This is a genomic window from Mesorhizobium sp. BH1-1-5 (assembly GCF_020165615.1).
GTDB lineage: Bacteria > Pseudomonadota > Alphaproteobacteria > Rhizobiales > Rhizobiaceae > Mesorhizobium.
Genome location: NZ_JAIUIM010000042.1, coordinates 20,697 through 39,211, shown reverse-complemented (window position 1 = coordinate 39,211; position 18,515 = coordinate 20,697). Strand labels below are relative to the sequence as shown.

At 64.6% G+C, this 18,515-nt stretch carries 17 protein-coding genes; 7 read left to right on the top strand and 10 right to left on the bottom strand.

What is annotated here, in order from left to right; genetic code table 11:
* Positions 1–319: 319 nt before the first annotated feature.
* The 8 genes from LB572_RS32790 to LB572_RS32755 all read right to left on the bottom strand — a co-directional run bounded on the left by LB572_RS32790 (position 320) and on the right by LB572_RS32755 (position 7,503).
* Complete coding sequence (locus LB572_RS32790) at positions 320–1,000, bottom strand: hypothetical protein (RefSeq protein ID WP_224670696.1); 681 nt, start codon at positions 998–1,000, stop codon at positions 320–322.
* Positions 1,001–1,330: 330 nt separating this feature from the next.
* Complete coding sequence (locus tag LB572_RS32785) at positions 1,331–2,494, bottom strand: YncE family protein (protein ID WP_224670695.1); 1,164 nt, start codon at positions 2,492–2,494, stop codon at positions 1,331–1,333.
* Complete coding sequence (locus LB572_RS32780; protein WP_224670694.1) at positions 2,491–3,324, bottom strand: creatininase family protein; 834 nt, start codon at positions 3,322–3,324, stop codon at positions 2,491–2,493. Before LB572_RS32780 ends, LB572_RS32785 begins: the two co-directional genes overlap by 4 nt.
* Before the next feature lie 23 nt (positions 3,325–3,347).
* Positions 3,348–4,628, bottom strand: a complete 1,281-nt coding sequence (locus tag LB572_RS32775; protein WP_224670693.1) for a GNAT family N-acetyltransferase — start codon at positions 4,626–4,628, stop codon at positions 3,348–3,350.
* The gene (locus LB572_RS32770) at positions 4,628–6,031 is read right to left on the bottom strand and encodes a lipopolysaccharide biosynthesis protein (RefSeq protein WP_140804542.1); all 1,404 of its coding nucleotides are present in this window, start codon (positions 6,029–6,031) and stop codon (positions 4,628–4,630) included. Before LB572_RS32770 ends, LB572_RS32775 begins: the two co-directional genes overlap by 1 nt.
* A 242-nt stretch (positions 6,032–6,273) precedes the next feature.
* The gene (locus tag LB572_RS32765) at positions 6,274–6,729 is read right to left on the bottom strand and encodes a hypothetical protein (RefSeq protein ID WP_224670697.1); all 456 of its coding nucleotides are present in this window, start codon (positions 6,727–6,729) and stop codon (positions 6,274–6,276) included.
* 164 nt (positions 6,730–6,893) lie between these two features.
* On the bottom strand, positions 6,894–7,040 hold the full coding sequence (locus tag LB572_RS32760; RefSeq protein ID WP_181179423.1) for a hypothetical protein: 147 nt from the start codon (positions 7,038–7,040) through the stop codon (positions 6,894–6,896).
* A 112-nt stretch (positions 7,041–7,152) separates the two neighbouring features.
* Positions 7,153–7,503: a DUF4242 domain-containing protein gene (locus LB572_RS32755; RefSeq protein WP_224670692.1), complete on the bottom strand. Its 351-nt coding sequence runs from the start codon at positions 7,501–7,503 to the stop codon at positions 7,153–7,155.
* Positions 7,504–7,663: 160 nt separating this feature from the next.
* Here LB572_RS32755 and LB572_RS32750 point away from each other — a divergent pair, with 160 nt between their 5' ends.
* Positions 7,664–10,249, top strand: coding sequence for a helix-turn-helix transcriptional regulator (locus LB572_RS32750; RefSeq protein ID WP_224670691.1), 2,586 nt, complete (start codon positions 7,664–7,666; stop codon positions 10,247–10,249).
* Positions 10,250–10,354: 105 nt separating this feature from the next.
* Here the strand turns inward: LB572_RS32750 and secA are convergent, their stop codons facing one another.
* Positions 10,355–13,087: a preprotein translocase subunit SecA gene (secA, locus tag LB572_RS32745; protein ID WP_140804536.1), complete on the bottom strand. Its 2,733-nt coding sequence runs from the start codon at positions 13,085–13,087 to the stop codon at positions 10,355–10,357.
* Positions 13,088–13,349: 262 nt separating this feature from the next.
* On the opposite strand from secA, the gene LB572_RS32740 reads away from it, so the two are divergent.
* Positions 13,350–14,276, top strand: coding sequence for a peptidylprolyl isomerase (locus LB572_RS32740; RefSeq protein WP_140804534.1), 927 nt, complete (start codon positions 13,350–13,352; stop codon positions 14,274–14,276).
* A gap of 136 nt (positions 14,277–14,412) precedes the next feature.
* On the opposite strand, the gene LB572_RS32735 is transcribed toward LB572_RS32740, so the two are convergent.
* The gene (locus LB572_RS32735) at positions 14,413–15,018 is read right to left on the bottom strand and encodes a TetR/AcrR family transcriptional regulator (protein WP_140804532.1); all 606 of its coding nucleotides are present in this window, start codon (positions 15,016–15,018) and stop codon (positions 14,413–14,415) included.
* Between the two features lie 187 nt (positions 15,019–15,205).
* Here LB572_RS32735 and argJ point away from each other — a divergent pair, with 187 nt between their 5' ends.
* The 5 genes from argJ to LB572_RS32710 all read left to right on the top strand — a co-directional run bounded on the left by argJ (position 15,206) and on the right by LB572_RS32710 (position 18,421).
* On the top strand, positions 15,206–16,447 hold the full coding sequence (argJ, locus tag LB572_RS32730; protein ID WP_140804530.1) for a bifunctional glutamate N-acetyltransferase/amino-acid acetyltransferase ArgJ: 1,242 nt from the start codon (positions 15,206–15,208) through the stop codon (positions 16,445–16,447).
* Positions 16,447–17,226: a GNAT family N-acetyltransferase gene (locus LB572_RS32725; protein ID WP_181179421.1), complete on the top strand. Its 780-nt coding sequence runs from the start codon at positions 16,447–16,449 to the stop codon at positions 17,224–17,226. Before argJ ends, LB572_RS32725 begins: the two co-directional genes overlap by 1 nt.
* Positions 17,223–17,645, top strand: a complete 423-nt coding sequence (locus LB572_RS32720) for a (deoxy)nucleoside triphosphate pyrophosphohydrolase (protein WP_224670690.1) — start codon at positions 17,223–17,225, stop codon at positions 17,643–17,645. The genes LB572_RS32725 and LB572_RS32720 overlap by 4 nt, the downstream gene beginning before the upstream one ends.
* Before the next feature lie 167 nt (positions 17,646–17,812).
* Positions 17,813–18,130 (top strand): hypothetical protein, encoded by a 318-nt coding sequence (locus LB572_RS32715; RefSeq protein ID WP_224670689.1) that lies wholly within the window; start codon positions 17,813–17,815, stop codon positions 18,128–18,130.
* A gap of 105 nt (positions 18,131–18,235) precedes the next feature.
* Positions 18,236–18,421, top strand: coding sequence for a Flp family type IVb pilin (locus LB572_RS32710; RefSeq protein WP_140804525.1), 186 nt, complete (start codon positions 18,236–18,238; stop codon positions 18,419–18,421).
* Positions 18,422–18,515: the final 94 nt, after the last annotated feature.

Below are 18,515 nucleotides of genomic sequence, written 5' to 3'. Positions count from 1 at the left end.
ACCGGCGTGTCGCCGGCCATCTCCTCGACCATGTAGCTCTTCATCCGCTCTCAACTTCGGCCGCAGCCGCTTGTTCCGGCCGTGGGGCAGGGGAGTGAAAAAGCATAATGAAAAATGGCCCTAGAGCCGTGTCCCATTTTTTCCAAGTGGCTGTAAAGGCTCGTTTCATACATCCCGGCTAGGGGCACCATCCTTCTCCAATCTTTTCGAGTTTTGACGACTGTGGCGCAGGCTGACGACGGCCAGCCCGCGCCTTTGTTGTTTCACGCAATTCCGGACGGAAAACCGCTACGCACTTTTCCTGGAATTGCTCTTGCGGTCAGAGCGAGTGCTTGTAGCCGATCGCGATGTTGAGCTTGTCGCCGGCGAGATCGTCGTAAGGCGCCGACGTCGTGTCGGTCTTCTTCCACGCGTAACCGACGCTGGCATAGACCGCGTTGGTGGAATCGATGTTGTAGGTCACGCCTGTGGCCAGCTTCGGCGTTTCCCAGGTGGCATTGAAGGCGTTGCGGTAGCGGAAGTTGAAAACGTTCCACGTCCATTGCTTGGACAGTTTCCAGTCGCCCGCCAGATACAACGCGTAGTAAGGAACGTTCGCGTTGGCGTCCGCATCCTTGATGATGCCGGTGTCATGCCAGGTGTAGCCAAGAGCTACGCTTGGAGTCAGCGTGAAGGCGTCCGTCAGCTTGATCTTGTAGCCGAGGCTCGCCTCGCCATAATATTGCGTCTTTCCACCGGTCTTGAAGGTTGGCTGGATGAATACGCCACCGACGAAATTGTCGTCGAAATTGTGCGAGACGCTGAGCTTGAAGTAGGTGTCGGCAAGCGATCGGGCTTTGTTGCTGCCGTTGTCGATGGCGTAGAATTCGGGACTTCCCTCTATCCCTATGGTCCAGGTCGGCGCTGCCGGCGGGGGCGCTTCGACGATGTCGGCGGCGAAGCTGGATGATGCCATGGACAGTGAGATGCCCAATGGCGCGACGATGGCACGAAAAAACATGGTCTTTCCTCGATGTAGGAAGTGGCGGAGATGTGCCGGCGATGCGGCGAGGAACCCGCTAGGCGCGCCGGATTTCAGTTATGTGACGATGTGCCATTTGTGCAAACACGAGGATATCACGAAGTCGGGATCATCGGGATTGCCGCCTTGGTCAGCTCGATAGGCACCCTGATCGGTCGGCGGAAAAGTCGCCATGCCGACGCTGTGTCGGGCCACTCCGAGCCGGGACGAACAACCTCGCGGGGAGCGCGTTCGGCTCGGCGGGCTCACCGGCAAACTTGTGCCGATCGGGTGTCGGCGCGATCATGGACTGCCCCGTTAGAGCGGCTGCTACCGCATATTCCCCGTATGCCCTTGCGAGTAGCGCCCCGGCTGCGGCCACACGGTCAGCCCATGCGGCTCGACGCCGACGCGGATTTTCGTCACCGCGCCGCTGGTGGTGTCGATCATGTAGACGTCGCTGTCGAAGCGGCCGGAGAGCCATAGCTGCCTGCCGTCGGCGCTGATATTGCCCATGTCGGGGCTGCCGCCGCCGGGGATCGGCCATTGCGCGACGACGGCGCGGGTGGCGAAGTCGATCACCGTGACGCCGCCCGGACCCTTGGCCTTGCCCTGCTCCATCTTGTGCGAGCCGCGGTTGGAGACGTAGAGGCGCTTGCCGTCGCGGCTGACGACGAAGCCGTGCGTGCCGATGCCGGTGGGGATGAAGCCGATTTCCTTGAAACTGTCGCCATCGACCAGGAACACGCCGTCATTCATCATGTCGGCGACGTAGAAGACCTTGCCGTCGGGCGAGAGCCGGATGTCCTGCGGCATGCCCATCTTGGAGAGGTCGAGGTGGCCGAGCACCTTCTGGTTTTTCAGGTCGATCTTGGCCAGGCCGCCATCGCCATATTCGCAGGTGAAGATCGCATAGGAGCCGTCGACCGCGAAATCGGCATGGTTGATGCCGGGGCAGGTCGGCGTCGGCAGGCTCGATTTCAATGCCATGGTGTGCGGGTCGCGGAAATCGAGCCGCTTCATCGCCTCGTCGACGACGATTGCGGCGCTCCCGTCCGGCATGAAATACAGATTGTAGGGGTCGTCGACCGCAATCTGCTGGCCGGGCTTGGCCGTCATCGGGTCGATCGGCGTCAGGCTGCCGTTCCTGCCGGTGCCGTTGTTGGCGACCCACAGCGTCTTGAGGTCCCAGGACGGCACGACATGCTGCGGCTTGCTGCCGACCGGGAATCGGCCGACCTCCTTCAAGGCGACGGTGTCGATCACCGAGACGCTGTTGGAGGAGCGGTTGGGCACATAGACGCGCGGCAGCGCGCCGGTCGTGGCAGGACTCAGATGGCTGGCCGTGGTCTGGCTGTAGATGTTGACCGGGGGAGGCGGCGGATCGGAGCAATCCTCCGGGCAGGAGCCGGCATGCGAGGCGCCGGGCTGGAGCGAGACAAGCAGCGCAAGCGGCACGCAAACACGGATGAAGCGCAGGGAAGTCTCGATCATTTTGGCTGACTTGCGATGAAGGCGCGGATCGCATCCGTCGTCCCGTCGACGATGAGATCCACCCCAAGTTGCCCGAATTCCGCGGAAGACCTTGCCGGATCGCCGCCATAAACGCCATCCCCGGCACCGAGCTTTGATGGGCCTGCGAGACGATCCTTGCGCACCAGCGACGGGTCGACGGCGAGCATCAGCGAGGTGTCGGCCAAGCCGGCATGGGTGCCGATTTCGGCGCGGGCGGCGCCGGCGGCCAGCAGCTTGTCGGTATAGGGCCCTCGCGAGAGCCGATAGTAATCGACATCGGCAAAGACCCGCACCGGCGTCCCTTTCCATTCCGCATCGAGCCGGTCGGCTACCTGACGTTCGTCGGCCTGATAGCCGCCGTGGTCGCCGATCAGCACGATGGTCTTGAAGCCGGCATGCCTGAAGCTGCGGGCTGTGGCTTCGAGCAGTTGCTCGAAAGTCTTGTCGCCGATGGAGATGGTTCCCGGAAAACGCATGTGGGAGGTCGGCGGATCGATGTTGCCTTCCGGCACATAGGCGATGACCGGCGCGACCAGCGCATTGCCCAGCTTCGCGGCGATCTTCTCGGCGAGAGCTTTCACCCGCACATTGTGCTTGCCCAGCGCCATTGCCGGGCCGCTCTGCTCGGTGCCGCCGATCGGAACGATGATCGTGGTCGTTCCCGCCGCGACGAGGTCGCGCAACTCGGTCCAGGTCAGGTCTTCCAGGAACACCGAAGCGCTTGCCGGATTGACCGCCGGCAGGAACAGCAGCAGCGCGGCGCCAGCCAGGATGCGCCGCAGCGCGCGCCTTCCGATCTCGACAAGCATGCCCTGGGTTTCCTGGAATTGCGCTAGCGACGCTTCAGCAAGCTCCGCATGCGGTTGCGCAGGATGCGCGCCATGTTGCGGGTCTCACGGTAGAGATGCAGTTGCGAGGCGGCCTGGCGGGCCAGCCGGTCGGCGTCCGGCGTCAACCCGACCACAAGCGTGCCCATCGGCTTGCGCTCGCTCCACAGGCGGCTCATCACCGGGTGGTCCGGAACCGCGCAGGAATCGGTCATGACGATGTTGGGGTCGTCGAGATGCTGCTTGGTCACCTCGATCATCAGAAGCGTGCCCGGCGAATAGGCGGAGAGCGCCTCGTCGTATGCAGTCTTCCAGGTATAGGCGACGCCGGCCTCGACGAAGACGACCAGGCAGGCGATGGTGCGGCTGTCGAGCGTCAAGAGATGGATGCGGCACATGTCCTGCTCGGCCAGCCTGTGCACGGCCTCGCGGGCGAAGGCGGCGCGGTAGCGGTCGATCGCCATCGCGGTGCGCTCGCGGCCTTTCCAGCCGGCCGCTTCGAGCGTCAGGAAGCTTTCGATGGCGTGGCGGATCTCGTCCGGTCCGCGCGCCACGACGTGCTCGAGCTTGCCTTGATCGGCGAGACGCCGCTTCAGGCGGCGGAATTCACGATAGTGATGCGCGCGCAGCGAAGCCTTGAGATAGTCCTCGCCATCGGCATCGCTTTCAAGCACCGGGCGCTCGACCTTGCCGGTGGTCACAAGGGTCAGGCCTCGGCTGTCGGCAAAGGAGGTGAGCAGGCTCGCCACCGGGCCGTCTAGCCGCATGTCGGGCAGCACGAAGACCTTGGGCAGCTTGAGATGCGGCCTCGACAGCATCGAGAAGAAATCCTCGATGACGCCGACCGGGTCGTCGCGGTCGACCAAAGGCGTGCCGAGCGGGCCGAACGGGCTCGACCATGTGCGCATCACCGGGACGCCGAGCGGGATCGCCGGCCGCTCGACCGAGAACGGCACCAGAAGGCGCAGCCGATTGCGATACTCGTCGCCGTCGCGGATGACGGCCAGGCGAACTTCGCGGTCTTCCAGCCGCGGCATCGCCGGCGCGAGGAAGCGCGGGTTGAAGAAGACGTTGGGCTCGATCGTGCGGGCGCTGAGATAGTCGAGCTCCTCGACGAGGTCGAAGCCGGCCGAGGCCGGATAGATGGCGAGCTTGCGTTCCGGCCTGTTGCTGGCGAAGAGCTCGATATGGGCCGGGTCGGCCTCGCGCGCCAGGCCGGCAAGGTTGGAGACCATGGCGCCGGCTGGGCCGCCGCTGGTCTCTTCGAGCAACGGGACTGCGGCCATCAGGCGATTTCCTTCTTTGCAGGCACGAAGATCGCCATCACGATGCCGAGCTTGCGCCAGACGGTGAAGGACAGCGCGCTGGCCTCGAAAACCATGGCGAGGCTGGTGGCGATCGCCGCGCCCCAAAGGCCGAACAGCGGGATCAGGATCACATTGAGGCCGATGTTGAGCGCCAGCGTCATGGCATAGACGGCGGCGCAGATGTTCTGGTTGCCGCTCATGGTCAGCAGGCTCTCGCAGGGGCCGACGGCGGCGCGCGCCACGACGCCCAGCACCAGCAGGAACAGCAGCGGGTAGCCGGCGGTGAATTCGGGGCCGAACAGCACCAGCATCGGCTCGCCGAGCACCAGCACCAGCAGCGCCATCAAAAGCGAAGGCCAGAAGGTCCAGGAGACGGTCTCGCGGGCGAAGGCGGCAAGCCTATGCGGCTCGCCATGGGTGAATTGCGCATAGCGCTGGGCAACGCCGGCCTTGACCGCGAAATAGACGAAATGCACCAGCGCCAGCGTCTTCACCGTGGCGAAATAGACGGCGACGTCATTGGGATTGAGATAGGCGCCCACCATCAGCACGTCGGCATTGGTGAGCAGGAAGAAGAAGCCCTCGACCAGGAAGATCGGCAGCGAGACGAGGATCCACTGGCCGAAATGCACCGCCATAGGCCCGGGCGGGATCTTCTTTTCCATGCGCGACGTGACGGCCATCAGCTGGCCGAGCGTGGTGACATAGGTCGCGGCGATCCAGGCGAAGATCGCGGTCTTGGCGTCGGGCACATAGTGCATGCCAAGCATCAGCGCCATGAACAGCAGGATCAGCACCGGGCGCACCAGATAGGTGGGCGACAGCGCCAGCAGCGCCCAGGAATTGGCGCGCGCCAGCCCCTGCAGGAGATCGCCCATGGCGATCATCGGCAGGCAGATGACGCCGAGGATGAAAGGGATGACATAGTAGTTCTCTATCCAGTCCGAAGCGAGCCACACGCCAAGCGCGCCGAGGCCTGCCACCAGCGTCGAGGCGACGAGCACGAAGAGGCGGCTCGCCTGCACGATGCCGCGCAGCTCGGCCAGCATGCCGCGCTCGCGATATTCGGGAATGAAACGGATGACCGAGGTGTGGAAGCCGAGGCAGGCGAGATTGCCGACGATGACCATCGTCACCCAGACCAGCACCGATATGCCGTATTCGAACGAGCCCATCCAGCGCGCCATCAGCACCTGGCTGACGAAGGCGATGAAGGCGCTGATGATGCGGATGGAGAAGGCGATCAGCGACATGCGCCCGGCTTCGCCGCGCTCGTCGGCGGTGAACAGCACGGCGTCGATGCGGCCAAGCAACGGACGCATGCGCAGCGCCCAGCGCTGCGGCAGGAACCGCCCGGCAGTCGTCGCCGCGGAAAAGCGCACCCAGAACTCTCCGTTTTCCGCCTCTTTCCAGCGTTCCGGTCTATCCGAAACACCTTAAGAAACGGTTGGGTGGAGAGGGCGGGGCCTTACCTTCTCCCCTAGGGGAGAAGGTGTCGCCGAAGGCGACGGATGAGGGTGTTCCAGGGAACGCCGACGCCTCACTCCACTGGAACACCCTCATCCGTCTCGGCGCTGCGCGCCGATCCAGCTTCTCCCACAAGGGGAGAAGGAAGAGGCGCCCCTTACATGCCCTTCATCGCGTCGCAGGATACGTTCGGGTTCATGTCGGCGAAGGCGCCGGTCGGGTTCTGCTTCCAGGCCCAGACATGCAGCTCGTAGAACGGGCCGAGCCCGTAGCGGTTGGGCGCGGTGTTGAAGTTGAACAGATGGCCCTCGAGCGAGGCCGGGCCCTTCGCGGTGATGTACTCGACCGCGATCAGCTTCAGCGTGCCGTCGGCCATCGGCTCGTACATCACGGCTTCCGGCTTGGCGACTTCGACGGCGTCGTCCTTCAGATAGGCGGCGTTGACGTAATGGATGCCCATGGCGCCGCCGGTAAGACCGCTGGCGCAAGGGATCGGCGTGTAGCCTTCGGCCTTCGCCACCGCGACGTCCTCGAAGCGGCTGTCCAGCGCCCGCACTTTTTCAGCCAGCGGATTGACGGTTTCCGCCGTGGCGGCGCCCGTCATCAGCATCATGATCGCGGCAGAGGCGCCGATAACGCACCTGGTTAGGGTCTGAATGCTCATTTGTCTCTCCAATTCGATTTGAGGCGCGCAAGCGGCGGGTCAGCCTGTCAAGGCCAACTCCGCCGGCAGCGCCTGTCGTTAAAAGGGATGATCGCTGATCCGATGAGGCAGGATCAGCGGTGATGCCACCAATATTCCCAGTATTCGCGCGGGTTTTCCCGCTCATGCAGGCCGATGTCGCGTCTCAGGTAATCGTCCTGCGGCGGCAAGCGGCGCTGGTTTCGCAAGGGCGAAAGCAGCGCCGACAGAGCCCGTCGCATGAAGCCGCGCCGTGGCGGGAGGTTGTCCGCCGCGGCGGGTAGACTCTCGCGATCCGGCACGGCGTCTGGTCCGCCAGCGACGGGACTGATCTGCCCGACATGGTCTGCCCGATCAGCGATAAAAGTAGGGGTCGAGGACCCGAACCTCCGTGATCTTGTCGACGGGGAGCGAATTCTTCTGCGCCGTGCTGCGGATCGCCTCCGGCGAGGGCCCGTCATAGATGCAGAAGCTCTTCGACTTGTCGGGCGAGACGAAGGATTGCACCCAGGTGACGCCTTTCTCCGCATTGCGGGCGATGACGCCGCCCATCGCGGTGGCGCCGGCATCGTTCATCGGCACGTTCAGGCCTTCCGGGAAGGTGCGTTCAACAAGGTAGCGAGGCACGATCGATTTCCTTTCATTGGTGAATTGCGCTCGGTTCAGCGCGACCCAGCAGAAATCACCTTCGCGAAAGGCGCGCATCGGAACCTTTCCCCATATTTGACGGGACGATTCCCTATCTTTGGAGCGTTCTATGTGGAAGTGAGCACTCGAATGTGTGGAAGGTCACATTTCCGCCCGTTCGTACCGATTATCCAGCGGCATCCGCCGCGCCCAAGAATCCCAATTCGCGAGAGTGACGATGCTTCTGGAAAGGCAGACGCAACTGCAGCAACTGGAGGCCGTGCTGGCCGGCACCGTGCAAGGCCACGGCCGCGTCGTGGCGCTGACCGGCGAAGCCGGTGCCGGCAAGACGACGCTGGTCGAGGCGTTCATGGAGAGGCTGACGGAAGGCGTGAAGCTGTTGCGCGGCGCCTGCGAGGACCTCTCGATCCCCGATCCGCTCGGCGCGCTCTACGATCTCGCGCGCGAGGCGGGATGGGAGTTGCCGCAGGCAATCGACGCCCGGCAGGGGCAAAGGATGCCGCTCTTTTCCGACGCGCTCGATGTTTTCGAGACGAGGGGGCCGAGCGTCCTGGTCATCGAGGACCTGCATTGGGCGGATGACGCGACGCTCGACTTTGTCCGATTCCTCGGCCGGCGCATCGCAAGCACCCACATCCTGCTCGTGGTCACCGCGCGGACCGACCGCAGCGAGGGCCAGATGCGGGTACGGCGGGCGCTCGGCGAAATTCCGGCCGGCAACATCCATCGTATCGAGGTCCCCTTGCTCAGCGAGACGGCCGTTCTGTCGCTCGCCGAGGCCGCCGGCCGCGACGGCGGCGCGATCTACCGCGCCACGGCGGGCAATGCTTTCTTCGTGACGGAGTTGCTGGCCGGCGAAAAAGACAGCCTGCTTCCGGTCAGCGTGCGCGATGCGGTGCTCGCGCGCGCCGAGCAGCTCTCGTCCGGCGCCCGCTCGATGCTCGACGCGGTCTCGGTGTTCCCGCGCCGCGCCGACGCCTGGGCGTTGAGCGGCCTTTGCGGGATCGCCGCCGCCGGCCAGCTTGCCGAATGCGTCGCCAACGGCCTGCTCGAGGATTTCGGCGACGGCTATGCCTTCCGGCACGAGATCGCCCGCACGGCGATCGAAATGGCGCTGACGCCCAGCAAACGGCGGGAGTACAATGAACGCGCCCTGGCGGCCTTGCGCGAAAATCCGCAAGTCGCCACCGCAAGGCTGGTGCATCATGCCGTGGAAGCGCAAAGCCTGGACGTGGTGCGAGAGCTCGCGCCGGTCGCGGCGCGCGAGGCTTCCCGCGTCGGCGCGCATCGCGATGCAGCGGGCTATTACGAGGTCGCGCTGCGCTACGCGGATATCCTGCCCATCGAGAAGCGGGCGGAGCTCCATGAAGGCCACGCCTTCGAGTGCCACCTGATCGGCCGCATCGACGCGGCGATGGAAGCGCAGGGCCGGGCGCGCCAATTGCGCCAGGCACTGGGCGATCGGCTCAAGGAAGGCGACAGCCTCAGGTGCTTGTCGCGCTTTGCCTATCTGGTCGGCGATCGCGAGGCGGCGGACCGTTTCGGCGAGCAGGCCGTGGAGCTTCTGGAGACCGCGCCCGACAGCGCCGAACTGGCGATGGCCTATTCGAACCTCTCGCAACTGGCGATGCTCGCCGAGCGGCTCGACGACACGCTTTCGTTCGGCGGCAAGGCGATCGAGCTGGCGGAGCGTCTCAACCGGCCGGACATCCTCTGCCACGCGCTCAACAATGTCGGCGCCGCCGGACAATGGCTGGACTTTGCCAAGGGGCGGCGCGATCTCGCCCGCAGCCTCGGCATTGCGCTGTCGGGCAACTTCCAGGAGCATGCGGCGCGCGCCTTCACGAACTGCGCCTGCGTCGAGATGAACAGGCTCAACTTCAAGGAGGCGGCGTCGTTCCTGGAGCGCGGCATCGGCTATTGCGTCGAGAACGATCTCGCGACATGGCGCGATTATATGCGCGGCGTGCAGGCGCAGCTTTGGCTTCGCCGCGGCCTTTGGAACGATGCCGCGGCAATGGCGCATGAGGTCGTCGACGACGACGCAACGACGCCGCTCGTGCGCTATCCGTCGCTGGTGGCGCTGGCAAAATTGCGCATCCGACGCGGCGACCCGTCGGCCGAGCCGATCATCGAAGAGATGAGGCTGTTCCTGGACAAGGGCATGGAACTGCAGCGGCTTGTGGCGTTTGCCGCAGTGCTGGCCGAATTGGCCTGGCTCGGGCAAGCCGACAGGCAGGAAGCCCTGCGCCTGATCGCGGTTGCCGAAAGCCTCGCGCCGACGCCGGCCGTGTTCGGCGAACTTGCTGTCTGGCGCGAGCTGCTGTCGCCTGGATCCGAACCTGGCGACACGGACGGCATGGCTGAGCCGCACCGCCTGCAACTGAGCGGCAACTGGCGCGGCGCCGCCGCGTTATGGGCCGAAATGGGCGCGCCTTTCGAACGGGCCGTGGCCTTGCTGCTCGGCGATGAAGCGGCGCAGCGCGAGGCGCTCGCCATCTTCGAGGAGCTTGGCGCGATGGCGGTCGCGCAGCACGCCCGCGGCCTTATGCGGGAAAGCGGCGTCAGTCACATCGCGAGAGGACCCCGACAGGCGACGCGCGCCAACCAGGCCGGCCTCACGCAGCGCCAGATGGAAGTCCTGGAACTTCTCGATCGGGGCTTTTCCAACAAGAAGATCGCCGCGCATCTGACGATTTCGCCCAAGACGGTCGATCACCACGTCTCGGCGGTGCTGGAGAAGCTGGAAGTCATCTCGCGCGGCGAGGCGGCGGCCGCGGCGCGTGCATCGGGGCTGGTGTGAGTTTTGGCTTTCAGGCCGGCATACGTCGCCGGACGTTGGTGCTGTCCCTCATCCGCCCTTCGGGCGCCTTCTCCCCGTATAGTGACGGGGAGAAGGAAAAGAGGGTCAGGCGAAGGTGCCGTGGCAGTGCTTGTACTTCTTGCCGGAGCCGCAGGGGCAGAGCTCGTTGCGGCCGACCTTGCCCCAGGTCGAGGGGTTCTTCGGGTCGCGGTTTTCCGGCGCGACGGCGGCATTAGTGTCCTGGCGCATGAGAAGCGCGGTCTCGCCGCCTTGGAAGTCGTCCTCGCCGGTGGTGCCGTCGATGTGCGAGCCGAACATGTCGGGGGCTTCGGGCGGCGGCGCGTCCGCCGCCTGGCGCACCAGCTCGACGCGCATCAACTGCGCCGTGACGGCCTGGCGCAAATTGCCGAGCATGCCCTGGAACAGCTCGAAGGCTTCGCCCTTGTATTCCTGCAGCGGGTCGCGCTGCGCGTAACCGCGGAAGCCGACGACCGAGCGCAGATGATCGAGATTGACGATGTGCTCGCGCCACAGATGGTCGAGCGTCTGCAGCACCACCGAACGCTCGACATAGTTCATCACGTCAGGGCCGAAGCGGTCGGCGCGTTCCTTGGCGGCGGCGTCGGCCGCGGCCGTGATGCGTTCGCGGATATCGTCCTCGGCGATGCCCTCTTCCTTGACCCATTCCTCGATCGGCAGGTCGAGGTTGAGGTATTGCGCCACTTCCTCCTTGAGGCCGGCGACGTTCCACTGCTCGGCATAGGCGTTTTCGGGAATGTTCTTGGCGACGACCTCCTCGATGACGCCTTCGCGCATCTCGCCGATCGTCTCCGACAGGCCTTCGCCGTCCATCAGCTCGATGCGCTGCTCGAACACCACCTTGCGCTGGTCGTTCGAGACGTCGTCATACTTCAAGAGGTTCTTGCGGATGTCAAAGTTGCGCGCCTCGACCTTCTTCTGCGCCTTTTCCAGCGCCTTGTTGATCCAGGGATGGATAATCGCCTCGTCTTCCTTGAGGCCGAGCTTCTGCAGCATGCCGTCCATGCGCTCGGAGCCGAAGATGCGCATCAGGTCGTCCTGCAGCGACAGGAAGAATTTCGAGCGGCCCGGGTCGCCCTGGCGCCCGGAGCGGCCGCGCAGCTGGTTGTCGATGCGGCGCGATTCATGACGTTCGGTGGCCAGCACGTAGAGGCCGCCGGCGGCCAGCGCCTTTTCCTTCAGCCGTTCGATATCTTCGTGGATCGCCTTCTCCCGCGCCTCGCGCTCGGGTCCGGCCGGCATGTCACCAAGCTCCTCGGCGATGCGCATCTCGGCGTTGCCGCCGAGCTTGATGTCGGTGCCGCGGCCGGCCATGTTGGTGGCGATGGTGATGGCGCCGGGCTTGCCGGCCTGGGCGACGATGGCCGCCTCGCGCTCGTGGTGGCGGGCGTTCAGCACTTCGAAGTTCTTGAAGCCGTCCTTGCGCAGGCGCTCGGCCAGCTGCTCGGACTTCTCGATCGAAGTGGTGCCGACCAGCGTCGGCTGGCCCTTGGCGCTGGCTTCGCGGATTTCCTTGACGATCGCCTTGTACTTCTCCTCGACCGTCCGGTAGACCTCGTCGTCCTCGTCCTTGCGGATGACCGGCAGGTTGGTCGGGATCTCGGTGACTTCGAGGCCGTAGATGTTGCCGAATTCCTCGGCCTCGGTCAGCGCCGTGCCGGTCATGCCGGCAAGCTTCTTGTAGAGGCGGAAATAGTTCTGGAAGGTGACGGAGGCCAGCGTCTGGTTCTCCGGCTGGATCTGCACATGCTCCTTGGCCTCAAGCGCCTGGTGCAGGCCTTCCGAATAGCGGCGTCCAGGCATCATGCGGCCGGTGAACTCGTCGATGATGACGATCTCGTCGTTGCGCACGATGTAGTCGCGGTCCTTCTGGAACAAGAGATGCGCCTTCAGCGCGTTGTTGACGTGATGGACGATGGCGACGTTCTCGACGTCGTAGAGCGACTCGCCTTTCAACAGGCCGGCGTCGCGCAGCATGTTTTCCAGCTTCTCGGTGCCGTCCTCGGTGAAGATCGTCGTCTTCTGCTTCTCGTCGACCTCGTAGTCGGCCGGACCGAGCTTCAGCATGAAGGTGTCGATGGTGTTGTACATTTCCGAGCGGTCCTCGAGCGGACCGGAAATGATCAGCGGCGTGCGCGCTTCGTCCACCAGGATGGAATCGACCTCGTCGACGATGGCGTAGGCATGGCCGCGCTGCACCATCTGCGAGCGCTCGTACTTCATGTTGTCGCGCAGATAGTCGAAGCCGAGCTCGTTGTTGGTGGCATAGGTGACGTCGGAAGCGTAAGCCTCGCGGCGCTCGTCGTCGGAAAGGCCATGGACGATGATGCCGACGGTCAGGCCGAGGAATTTATAGACGCGGCCCATCCATTCGGCGTCGCGGCTGGCCAGATAGTCGTTGACGGTGACGACGTGGACGCCGTTGGCGGAAAGCGCGTTGAGATAGACCGGCAGGGTGGCGACCAGCGTCTTGCCTTCGCCGGTGCGCATCTCGGCGATGCCGCCATTGTGCAGCACCATGCCGCCGACCAATTGGACATCGAACGGCCGCATGCCCAGCACGCGGCGGGACGCTTCGCGCACCGTGGCGAAGGCAGGGACCAGCAGATCGTCGAGCGAAGCGCCGTTGGCGAGATCCTGGCGGAATTTTTGCGTCCGCCCCGCAAGCTCGGCGTCGGAGAGCGCCCGCATCTCGTTTTCCATGGCGTTGATGGCTTCGACCCTGGGCCGGGTCGACTTGACACGGCGGTCGTTGGAAGAACCGAAAACCTTACGGGCGAGACCGCCGAGACTGACCATCCAATGGTCCTTTCGATAGCAATTTGGCCGTTTGCGACAGGCACCTGGCGGGCCTATCAAATCCGCGTGAATGCGGACAAACGCAAAAAGCGCCCGGAAAACGGTTCTGGACGCCAAGTCGTTGGACAGATAAGAGGGGGCTCAATCGATGTCAACGCCGCGTTAGCCCTATGGGCAGCGCCAAATTCCGCCACAATCCGACTGATCTGGACCCTTCCGCTCACGCGATCCTTATTGGCAATCCCCATTGGAGTTTATCTTGATGTCCCTGTCGTTCCGCCGCGCCTCGCTCGCCAGCCTCGGTCTGGCCTTCGGGTTCTCGGCTCTCTGCCTGTCGCCGCTGATGGCGCAGGAGACCAAGCCCGCCCAGCCGGACGCCACGGCGCCCGCGGCTGCTCCGGCGGCGCCGGTCGATCCCAATGCCGTGGTCGCCACCATCAATGGCGAGAAGCTGACCGAGGCCGACCTTAAGCTCGCCGAAGGCGAACTGTCGCAACAATTTGCGCAACTGCCGCCAGAGCAGCGCCGCGCGGCCGCGCTTTCGGCTGCGATCGAGATCCGCGTGATGGCCAAGAAGGCGGTGGACAGCGGCCTCGACAAGGATCCGGATTTCCAGCGCCGCATGGCTTTCCTGCAGGCTCGTGCGCTGCATGGCGAGGTCGTCGAGAAGGAAGTGGTCGACAAGGTGACGGACGCCGAAGTGCGCACCCGCTACGACCAGGAGATCGCCAACACGCCGCCGGTCAACGAAATTCACGCCCGTCACATCCTCGTGAAGACGAAGGAAGAGGCCGAGGCGATCATCAAGCAGCTCGACGGCGGCGCCGACTTCCAGAAGCTCGCCAACGAGCACACCAGCGACCCGAGCGGCAAGACCAATGGCGGCGACCTCGGCTGGTTCGGCCCGGGCCAGATGGTGCCGGAATTCGACAAGGCGGCCTTCGCGCTCGACGTCGGCAAATATTCGAAGGAGCCGGTGCAGTCGCAGTTCGGCTGGCACGTCATCAAGCTCGAGGACAAGCGCGCCAAGCAGCCGCCGGCCTTCGACGACGTCAAGGACCAGGCCAAGCAGGCGGTGATCCGCGACAAGTATTTCGCCATGGTCAAGGAGCTGCGCGCTGCAGCCAAGGTCGAGATCCCGGACGAGAAGCTCAAGAAGGACATCGACACGCTGGAAGGCGGCAAGTAATCCGCTATCGGCTGGAATATCCTGCGGAGGGCGCCGTTCGGCGCCCTTTTGCTTTTGGGCTCAGGCGTTCGCTACCTCTTTGTTTTTTAAGTAATTCCGAACGGAAGACTACGGCGAAGTCGCCGAGCCTGACCGCTCACACTTTTCCTGGAATTGCTCGGATTCCCCGCGTGATGTAGCGCACGGCGGCGCGGATCGCCTCGTCATCCTCGTCGAGCCGTCCGGTCAGCAGATGCCGCCAGGCGAAGGAAGCGATCAGGTCGGCGACGATCCCGGCATCGACATCGGCCGCCACCTCGCCGCGCGCCTTGGCGCGCTCGATCATCCGGCCGGTATGGCCACGGCGTCCTTTTGAATATTCGGCAAGCGCGGCAGCGGCCGTCTCGTCCGACTGCGCCTCCGCGATCAGCGAGCGGAAGATGTTGCCCGACGGGGTGTCGCGCCAATGCGCGAACAGATTTTCGAGGAAGCCGGCCAGATCGTCCTCGATGCTTCCGGTGTCGGGCGTCTCGACGCGCTTCTGCCGCTGGTAGACCTCGATCAGCAACGCCGCCTTGCTCGGCCACCAGCGGTAGATGGTCGGCTTCCCCGCCCGCGCCCGCCGGGCGACGGCTTCGATCGAGAAGCCGGCATAGCCCGCCTCGCGCAATACAGCTTCGGCCGCCTCGACGATGGCATCGGCGCTCTCGGGATTGCGTTTCGCGCCGATCGACTTGCGCCCGCGGGCGGCGGCCTCGCCCATTCCGCTCTTCCTTAGCCGGTGAATCTGTCGCCAATCATATTGGCTTCGCGGGCGAAACGAAACGCTCCGTTTTCGGTTGCCAGACGCTTGGTCCCGCCGATGCGGCGCGGCCAGAACGCCCTTGCGCCGGCGCGCGCTATCGGGCAAACCGGCCTTCCTTTCGTGTTCTTGCCGCTCCGGGGTCCCGATGTCCGCTACGATTTCGCCGCTCGCACCGAAGAAATACCCAAAGATGCCGGTCATCGAGGGTGTGCGCATCGCGACCGCCGAAGCCGGCATCAAATATCGCAATAGAACCGACCTGCTCGCCATGGTCTTCGACCCGGGCACGGCTGTCGCGGGCGTGTTCACAAGGTCGAAATGCCCGTCGGCACCGGTCGACTATTGCCGTCAGAACCTGCCCGCCGGCAAGGCGCGGGTGCTGGTGGTCAATTCCGGCAATGCCAACGCCTTCACCGGCAAGAAGGGCAAGGCTTCGACCACGCTGACCGGCGAGGCGGCGGCCAAGGCCGCCGGCTGCTCCGAAAGCGAAGTGTTCCTGGCCTCGACCGGCGTCATCGGCGAGCCGCTGGACACCACCAAATTCAGCCATCTGCTCGCCGGCCTGGTCAAGGACGGCAAGCCCGACCTGTGGACCGAGGCGGCCAAGGCGATCATGACCACCGACACCTATCCGAAGGTGGCGACGGCGACGGTCAAGCTCGGCGATGCCGACGTCACCATCAACGGCATCGCCAAGGGCGCAGGCATGATCGCGCCCGACATGGCGACGATGCTTTCGTTCATCGCCACCGACGCGCCGATCGCGGCCCCCGTGCTGCAGGACCTTTTGTCGCGCGGCACGGCAAAGACCTTCAACGCGGTGACCGTCGACAGCGACACCTCGACCAGCGACACACTGCTTTTCTTCGCTACCGGCAAGGCCGCCGCGCGTGGCGCGCCGGCGATCAGCGATGCCAAGGATGCGCGCCTCGGCGCCTTCCGCCGGGCGCTGGGCAAGGTACTGAAGTCGCTGGCGCTGCAAGTGGTGCGCGACGGCGAGGGCGCGCGCAAGCAGGTCGAGGTCACGGTCACCGGCGCCAAATCGGCCCGCTCGGCCAAGCGCATCGCGCTTTCGATCGCCAACTCGCCGCTGGTCAAGACGGCGGTCGCCGGCGAGGACGCCAATTGGGGCCGCGTCGTCATGGCCGTCGGCAAGGCCGGCGAGCCGGCCGACCGCGACCGGCTGTCGATCTGGTTCGGCGACAATCGGCTCGCGCATGAGGGCGAGCGCGATCCGGCCTATTCGGAGGAAGCGACCTCGGCCTATATGAAGCGCGACGATATCCGCATCCATGCCGATCTCGGCATCGGCCGCGGCAAGGCGACGGTGTGGACCTGCGACCTCACCAAGGAATATGTCGCCATCAACGGCGACTACCGGAGCTGATGGCGCCGGTGTCCAGGCATCCGGCAAGCGTGCTGGCGGTCGTGCGCCGCTACGAGGCGGCGGGATTTCGCGCCTGGCCGGCGGCCGCCGTCCATTATGACGGGACCTGGGTGGTGCGGCTGACCGCGGGTCTCCCGGCCAAGCGGCTGAACTCGGTCAATCCGCTCGATCCGGGCGACACGCACGCCATCGAAGAGCGCATCGGCCGCGCCGCAAGGCGCTTCGATGCCTATGGCAGGCCGCTGACCTTTCGCATGTCGCCGCTGTCGGGACAGGTGTTGTCCACGCATCTCGACAAGGCCGGCTGGAACAGGTTCGACGAATCCCTGGTCATGCGGCTGCCGCTGAAGGACCTCGAGCTTGGCGCGGCCATGGACCAGATACCGCTCAAGGACATCAGCCGCTTCATCGGTGCTTCGCTGAGGACCAGCGGCTCGGACGTCTCGCTGCGACCCGGCCTGTCGGAGGTCATCGGCGCCATCCAGCCGGAAGCCGGGCTGTTCGCGCTCGAGGACGGCAACGAGCCGCTGGCGACGCTGATCTGCGTGCATGACGGCGATCTCGCCGGCCTGTTCGAGGTTGCCACCGAAAAGTCGGCGCGCAAGAAGGGCCATGGCCGCGATCTCATCCTGTCGGCGTTGAAATGGGCCCGGCTGCGCGGCGCACGCGAGGCCTGGCTGCAGGTCGAGGCCGGCAATCTACCGGCGCTCTCGCTCTACCGGTCGCTCGGTTTCGAGGAAGTCTATCGCTACCACTATAGACGGCCGCCGGGCGCATGAACGAGACCAAGCCAACCGGAAAGCGCCTGCTCCTGGTCGCCGCCTGCGCGCTGGTCGACGCCGACCGGCGCGTGCTCCTGGCGCGGCGCCCCGAGGGCAAGCAGCTTGCCGGCCTGTGGGAGTTTCCAGGCGGCAAGGTCGAGCCCGGCGAGACGCTGGAGGAGTGCCTGGTTCGCGAACTCAACGAGGAACTCGGCATCGAGACCGAGATTCCGTGCCTGGCGCCTCTCACCTTCGCCAGCCATTCCTATGACGATTTCCATCTCCTGATGCCGCTCTATGTCTGCCGCCGCTTTCGCGGGATCGCCCAGCCCAGGGAAGGGCAGGGGCTCAAATGGGTCAGGCCGCGGCAGATGCGCGACTATCCGATGCCGCCGGCCGACGCGCCGCTGATCCAGTTCCTCATCGACCTTCTGTAGTTCACGGCAGCTTTCGCGGCAGGTCACCGTTTCCCGGGAAACGGCGGCTATTTCCGCGCGTTTCCCGGAGCTGCTTTAGCCAGCGTTAATGGAAGATTTATCTCGACGTGAAAAATTGCACGAGGCCGTTTCGCGCGGCGATACCGTCGATGACTGGGAAACACGGCATGAGCCTTGAAAGAGACTGGGACTCGATTCGGCCGGACCGCGGCTTCCGCGCGGTGGACGCCGGCATGGGCATCCTGCGGATCACGCTTCTCTTCGGCTCGGCCGCGGTGGCGCTGGCGCTGATCGCAACGCCTTTCCTGGACAGCCAGGCCCGGCAGAGCGCCCGCGACGGCTTCTCCGGCGGGCTCGACATGACAGCCACCGGATCGGTCGGCCATCGCCCCAATACATATACGGTGCGCCGCAGCGTGCTGCAGCCATTGCCCAGTTCAATCTGCGTCATCCGCAATGACGGCAGCCGCAGCGGCGAGTGCTGATTTGGTTAATGATTTTCCTGCACAGCGGCGTTTCACCCGCTGTTAAGCCTTTCCCGTTAACCTTTCTTAACGGGTAGGACATTAGAATTTCTGCATAAGGGATGGATGACCATGAAAAACCTGCTGCAGCAATTCATTCAAGATGAAACGGGCGCCACAGCCATCGAATATGGCCTGATCGTTGCCGTGCTGTCGCTTGCAATCGTCGGCGGCGTCGGCAGGGCCATGGATGCGCTCCAGTGGCTATTCAGCGACAACAACAGCAGGCTGGTCCAGGCCTTCTCTCACTGACGAAGCCGAAAATTCATCAGAGCATTTCGCCGTTTCACAAAAACAGTGAAATACTCTATCTTCTTGTTTTCACGCAATTCCGGGCGGAAAACCG